Origin of the sequence: Massilia cavernae (assembly GCF_003590855.1) — a bacterium.
GTDB lineage: Bacteria > Pseudomonadota > Gammaproteobacteria > Burkholderiales > Burkholderiaceae_D > Telluria_A > Telluria_A cavernae.
In genome coordinates, this window is sequence record NZ_QYUP01000022.1 from 1 (window position 1) to 6,377 (window position 6,377).

Annotated in this window: 5 protein-coding genes; 2 read left to right on the forward strand and 3 right to left on the reverse strand. The window is 61.0% G+C overall.

The genetic code is table 11. From position 1 onward, the window contains the following. Nucleotides 1-97, reverse strand: a 97-nt coding sequence (locus tag D3872_RS02705; RefSeq protein WP_119809366.1) for an Lrp/AsnC family transcriptional regulator, incomplete at its 3' end; no start/stop codon positions are given. A gap of 212 nt (nucleotides 98-309) precedes the next feature. On the opposite strand from D3872_RS02705, the gene putA reads away from it, so the two are divergent. Beyond that, nucleotides 310-3,945 carry a trifunctional transcriptional regulator/proline dehydrogenase/L-glutamate gamma-semialdehyde dehydrogenase gene (putA, locus tag D3872_RS02710; RefSeq protein ID WP_119809363.1) on the forward strand — a complete coding sequence of 1,212 codons (3,636 nt, stop codon included), beginning with the start codon at nucleotides 310-312 and terminating at the stop codon, nucleotides 3,943-3,945. 68 nt (nucleotides 3,946-4,013) lie between these two features. Next, nucleotides 4,014-5,129, forward strand: coding sequence for an alanine dehydrogenase (gene ald / locus D3872_RS02715; protein WP_119809364.1), 1,116 nt, complete (start codon nucleotides 4,014-4,016; stop codon nucleotides 5,127-5,129). Here ald and D3872_RS02720 read toward each other — a convergent pair. Next, on the reverse strand, nucleotides 5,099-5,890 hold the full coding sequence (locus tag D3872_RS02720) for a 5'-methylthioadenosine/adenosylhomocysteine nucleosidase (RefSeq protein ID WP_119809365.1): 792 nt from the start codon (nucleotides 5,888-5,890) through the stop codon (nucleotides 5,099-5,101). The genes ald and D3872_RS02720 overlap by 31 nt on opposite strands. A gap of 272 nt (nucleotides 5,891-6,162) precedes the next feature. After that, nucleotides 6,163-6,377, reverse strand: a 215-nt coding sequence (locus D3872_RS25930) for a hypothetical protein (RefSeq protein WP_220476867.1), incomplete at its 5' end; no start/stop codon positions are given.

Consider the following 6,377-nt stretch of genomic DNA (forward strand, 5'->3'; position numbering starts at 1 on the left):
CCGGCGACAGGTTGACGCGGGCAGCGAGCTCGACATTACTGATGCGCCCATCATTTTGTAGCTCTGCAAGTATTTTCTTACTAATCTTGTCCAGCATGTGAATCGTCTCCAAGTTAATAATATTTGGTTAGATTCTCTCATTAAAAACAATCTATGGCTAGTGTTCTGTATTACCAGAATTAATCCAGAAGATTTACATCTACAATCGAATCAAATTCCCGCGCATCTAATCCACCGCCTTCGCGTCGAAGTCAGGTGCGATAGCTGCGCGCTTTCACATCTTCACCTACTTTTTTCAAAGAGCAACTCATGTCTACTGCTGCACCTTCGGCGACCTCCTTCATCCCTTTCGCGGCCCTCGGGACCGAGGTCAAGCGCGACCAGTCGCCATTGCGCGCCGCCATTACTGGCGCGTATCGCCGCGATGAAACCGAAGCCGTGCAGTGGCTGCTGGACCAGGGTGCGACACCGAGCCCGGCGGCCGCTCCGCTGGCGCAAAAACTGGTGTCCGCGGTACGCGAAAAGCGCACCCGTTCGTCCGGCGTCGATGCCCTGATGCACGAGTTTTCGCTGTCGTCGGAAGAAGGCGTGGCGCTGATGTGCCTGGCCGAAGCACTGTTGCGCATTCCCGACAGTCAGACCGCCGACCGCCTCATCGCCGACAAGATCAGCAAGGGCGACTGGCGTAAACACCTGGGCGAATCGCCTTCGCTGTTCGTCAACGCGGCCACCTGGGGCCTGCTCATCACCGGCAAGCTGGTGTCGACCAGCAGCGAAAACAGCCTGGGCTCGGCGCTGACCCGCCTGATCGGCAAAGGCGGCGAACCGCTGATCCGCAAGGGCGTGGACATGGCCATGCGCATGCTGGGTAACCAGTTCGTCACCGGCCAGACCATCGACGAAGCGCTGAAGAACAGCCGCGACAACGAAGCGCGCGGCTACCGCTATTCCTACGACATGCTGGGCGAAGCCGCGCTGACCGAAGCGGACGCGCGCAACTACTACGCCTCTTACGAAAACGCGATCCACGCGATCGGCAAGGCCTCGAACGGCCGCGGCATCAAGGATGGCCCGGGCATTTCGATCAAGCTGTCGGCGCTGCACCCGCGCTACTGCCGCGCCCAGCATGCCCGCGTGATGCAGGAGCTGCTGCCGCGCGTGCGCACGCTGGTCCTGCTGGCCAAGAAGTACAACATCGGCCTGAACATCGATGCCGAGGAAGCCGACCGTCTCGAGATTTCGCTCGACATGATGGAAGCTATGGCCTTCGACCCTGAACTGGCCGGCTTCGACGGCATCGGCTTCGTGGTGCAGGCCTACCAGAAGCGCTGCCCGTACGTACTCGATTACCTGATCGACCTGGCCAAGCGCAGCGGCCGCAAATTCATGGTGCGCCTGGTGAAGGGCGCTTACTGGGACGCGGAAATCAAGCGCGCCCAGGTCGACGGCATGCCCGGCTACCCGGTCTATACCCGCAAGGTGTACACCGACGTGTCCTACCTCACCTGCGCCAAAAAGCTGCTCGACGCCTCAAGCCATATCTATTCGCAGTTCGCGACCCACAATGCGCACTCGCTGTCGGTGATCTACACCTGGGCGAAGGAAAAGGGCATCGAAGACTATGAGTTCCAGTGCCTGCACGGCATGGGCGAGACGCTGTACGACCAGGTGGTCGGCGCGAACAACCTGGGCAAGCCGGCCCGCATCTATGCGCCGGTCGGCTCGCACGAAACGCTGCTGGCCTACCTGGTGCGCCGCCTGCTGGAAAACGGCGCCAACTCCTCCTTCGTCAACCAGATCGTCGACGAGAAAGTCGCCATCGAGACCCTGATCGCCGATCCGTTCGACGAATCGCGCAAGCAGGGCGGCGTGCCGCATCCCGGCATCCCGCTGCCGCTGGAATTGTTCGGCCTCGAGCGCAAGAACTCGGCCGGCATCGACCTGACCAACGAAAACGTCCTCCAGCAGGTCGGCGAAACGCTGGCCCAGCGGCGTGACTACGCGGTGGCGCCTTTGATCGACGGCGCGGTGTTGGCAAGCGAATGGGCGGACGTAAAAAATCCATCCAACCACCACGACATCGTCGGCCGCGTCAGTGAAGCGACGACCGCCGACGTCGAAACCGCGCTCGCTCGCGCATCCACGTTCGCACCGGAGTGGAACCAGACCCCGGCCGCGCAGCGCGCCGACATCATCGCGCGCGTGGCCGACCTGTTCGAGGCAAACCGCGACGAACTGATGGCGCTGGCCGTGCGCGAAGCAGGCAAGTCGCTGCCGAACGCAATCGCCGAGATCCGCGAAGCGGTCGACTTCCTGCGCTACTACGCGGCCGAAGTCCACGGCGCGCAAGGCGTGCAGGCGCTGGGCCCTGTCACCTGCATCAGCCCATGGAACTTCCCGCTGGCGATCTTCACCGGGCAGGTTGCGGCTGCACTCGCCGCGGGCAACGTGGTGTTGGCAAAGCCGGCCGAACAAACCCCGATCATCGCGCACCGCGCGGTTGAACTGTTCCACGAAGCCGGCATCCCGAAAGCGGCGCTGCAGTTCCTGCCTGGCCGCGGCGAAGTAGTCGGCGCCGGCCTGTGCAACGATGCGCGCGTCAAGGGCGTCATCTTCACCGGCTCGACCGAAGTGGCGCAGCTGATCAACAAGACCCTGGCCCAGCGCTCGGTGCGCGAAGGCGTCGACATCCCGCTGATCGCTGAAACCGGCGGCCAGAACGCGCTGATCGTCGACTCGTCGGCGCTGCCGGAACAAGTAGTCCAGGACGTGATGAGCTCCGCCTTCGACAGCGCCGGCCAGCGCTGCTCCGCGTTGCGCGTGCTGTTCCTGCAGGAAGACATCGCCGACAAGACCATCAAGATGCTCAAGGGAGCGATGCTGGAACTGCGCGTCGGCGCGCCCGACCGCCTGGCCACCGACATCGGCCCTGTGATCGACGCGGAAGCACAGGAAAAACTGCAATCGCACATCCTGCACATGCAGCGCCACGCGAAGAGCCACTTCTCGCTGGAACTGGCGCCAGGCGCCGCGGCCGGCACCTTTGTGGCGCCGACCGTGTTGGAAATCGGCTCGCTGTCGGAACTCGAACATGAAGTGTTCGGCCCCGTGCTGCACGTGATCCGCTACCGCCGTTCCGACCTGCCGAAGGTGATCGACTCGATCAACGCCACCGGCTATGGCCTGACGCTGGGCATCCACTCGCGCATCGACGAAACCATCGACTTCATCGTCTCGCGCGCTCACGTGGGCAATATCTACGTCAACCGGAACATCGTTGGCGCGGTGGTCGGCGTGCAGCCGTTTGGCGGCGAAGGCAAATCCGGCACCGGCCCGAAAGCAGGCGGCCCGCTGTACCTGAAGCGCCTGCAGCGCGACGCGACGACGCTGCTCCGGCACCATCGCCATGCGACGCCTGGCGTGGATGCGCTGGAGGTCTGGGCAAAGGGCAACGGCCACGAAGGCACGGTGGCGCTGGCTGAAAAGTACATGCGCACGACTTTGCTGGGATCGACACTGGCGCTGCCGGGACCTACCGGCGAAAAGAATACGCTGTCCTTCTTCTCGCGCGGCGTAGTCCTGTGCGCGGCGTCAAGCGCGCCGGTCTTGCTGAACCAGCTGGCGGCAGTGCTCGCAACCGGCAACCGCGCGGTTGTCGTCGGCCAGGTGGTTCCTGAAGGCCTGCCGCCGGAAGTGGCGGATCGCATCGAGGTCGTAAGCAAGGTAGAGGACTGCAGCCAAGAGTTCCAGATCGCACTGGTTGAACCTGGCTTGGCGAGCAGCGTGCGTCCCGCGCTGGCGGCGCGAACTGGTGCTATTGTGGGCGTAATCGAAACCACCGCCGACGGCGCGATCCCACTGTGGCGCCTGGTGGCGGAACGCGCAGTCTGCGTGAACACGACAGCCGCTGGCGGTAACGCAAGCTTGATGACTTTGGGTCTGTAATACCATGAGGATGTAAAAAACGGGTACAAACCCGAGCTGTAGTGTTGTTAACCTTGGAGGATCATTACATGATAGTAGGCGTTCCAAAAGAGATTAAGAATAACGAGTTTCGGGTTGGCCTCACACCTCCCAGTGTCCGCGAACTTACCCAGCGCGGACACGAAGTGCTGGTCCAGAAAAACGCAGGCGGCGAAATCGGCCTGACCGACGAGCAGTACGTCGCCGCGGGAGCCTCCATGGTCGACACCGCGCAGGAAGTCTTCGCGCGGGCCGATATGATCGTCAAGGTCAAGGAACCGCAACCAGAAGAATGCGCCATGCTGCGCGACGGCCAGATCCTCTATACCTACCTCCACCTCGCTCCTGATCCGGATCAGACCGCAGCGCTGGTCAAATCCGGCGCCATCTGCATCGCTTACGAAACCATCACCGGTCCTGGCGGCGGCTTGCCGCTGCTTGCGCCGATGTCCGAAGTGGCTGGCCGCATGTCGATCCAGGCCGGCGCTTCCCATCTTGAAAAATCCAAGGGCGGCATGGGCCTGCTGCTTGGCGGTGTACCTGGCGTGGCTCCGGGCCATGTCGTCATCATCGGCGCCGGCGTGGTCGGCACCAACGCCATGCAGATGGCCGTCGGCACCGGTGCGCGCGTGACGGTCCTCGACAAGAACGTCGACCGCCTGCGCCAGCTGGACCTCGTCTATGGCAACCGCATTTCGACGGTGTTCTCCAACGCGCATTCGATCGAGGAAGCGGTGCTGACGGCCGACCTGGTAATCGGCGGCGTGCTGGTTCCGGGCGCAGCGGCGCCGAAGCTGGTTACACGAGATATGATTTCGCGGATGAAGAAGGGCGCGGTCGTCGTCGATGTGGCGATCGACCAGGGTGGCTGCTTTGAAACCTCGCATCCGACCACCCATGCCGATCCGACCTACGTGGTCGATGGCGTTATCCACTACTGCGTCGCCAACATGCCGGGCGCAGTGGCCCGTACGTCGACCTTCGCGCTGAACAACGCCACCATCGGCCATGCAGTGGCGCTGGCCACCAAGGGCTGGAAAAAGGCGCTGGCGGACGATCCGCACCTGAAGAACGGCCTGAATGTCGCCCAGGGCAAGGTTACCTACGCCGCGGTGGCGCAGGATCTTGGCTACGACTACACGCCAGCGGACTCCATGCTGGGCTGAACGCCTTCGCTGACCGTCAGGCAGTAGCGCTTGACGATATGAAAAGCATAACGCGCGGCTACCGATTTCACGAAACGCATGAAATCGGTGGCCGCGTCTTCATTTGCGTTGTCCGAAATCGTCCGGATGACCGCAAACGGCACGCCCAGCTCGAAACAGACCTGGGCCACCGCCGCACCCTCCATTTCCACAGCGAGCAAACCCGGTAAACCCGCATTAATTTCGGACAAGTGCGTACGGCAGCTGACAAAACGGTCGCCGCTGCCGATCAGCCCGCGATGGACCCGCGGTCGCTTCAAGCGAAAAACCTGTCTTTCAGCAGCGTCGATGGCCTTGTCGAAGTCCCGGTCCAGGAAGTGATGCACTGCGGACGCGACTTCATTGCTCAGATGCGAGTCGGACGTGAAGTGCGACTGTCCTGTCAGCGGCACTTCAAAGCGAGGAAACAGGGGACTGGCGTCCATGTCGTACTGAACCAGGGACTCCGCGACCACGATATCGCCAACCTGGACACCGGAATCGCCTGCACCGGCTACTCCGGTAAACAGGATGTGGGTAACTCCGAACTTCTCCACAAGCATGGTGGCGGTGGTGGCAGCTGCAACCTTCCCAATTCGCGACAGGACGCACACAGCGTCGATTCCGAAGAGTTTCCCATGGGTGTAGTCCCTCATGCCATGGATGAGCGTGGAGGCCCCTTCCATGGCGTCCACGAGTCCCTGCTGTTCTTCGTGCAAAGCACTGATGATCCCTAAGCGCATGATTTTCCCGGATTTTTTGTTCTGGAAGACCGGTTTTTCGGGGTTTTCCAGCTTGTCCCCGAAGTTCCGCTTCTTCTCTTGGTTTACATAGTAAGTATGTATACAAAAATAGTAGTGATAGTAAACGCGGCTTTTTGTGTGGATAAGTCGGTTTACATCTTTGTGCTCAGTGGTTTACGCGATTCAGAACCAGCTGAACAATCATTGTATCTACGAAGGATGGTTGGTGGATAAAAAACGAGTTCTGCACAAGCAGGTGGCTTCTGCACATCTCATCCTGTGGATATGCAGTGACTTATACACAGACGGACCGGCGCGTAGCGCCGGTTTTTTGTCTTCAGAAATCGGTAACGTTGAAAAATTTGCAGTTTGGCCGAAGTCGCTGTTGCTGTTTTTTTAGGCGTGATCTGTTTTGCAAACAATCTGGATCGGTTGGTGGCTAGGCCGGGTTTTGGGGTTCGAGCGGCGAAGCCGCACGCTTTTTTTT

Excerpts from the sequence above, each read along its gene's own strand:
- putA (WP_119809363.1), top strand. The coding sequence starts at position 310 with ATGTCTACTGCTGCACCTTCGGCGACCTCCTTCATCCCTTTCGCGGCC.
- ald (WP_119809364.1), top strand. The coding sequence starts at position 4,014 with ATGATAGTAGGCGTTCCAAAAGAGATTAAGAATAACGAGTTTCGGGTT.
- D3872_RS02720 (WP_119809365.1), bottom strand. The coding sequence starts at position 5,890 with ATGCGCTTAGGGATCATCAGTGCTTTGCACGAAGAACAGCAGGGACTC.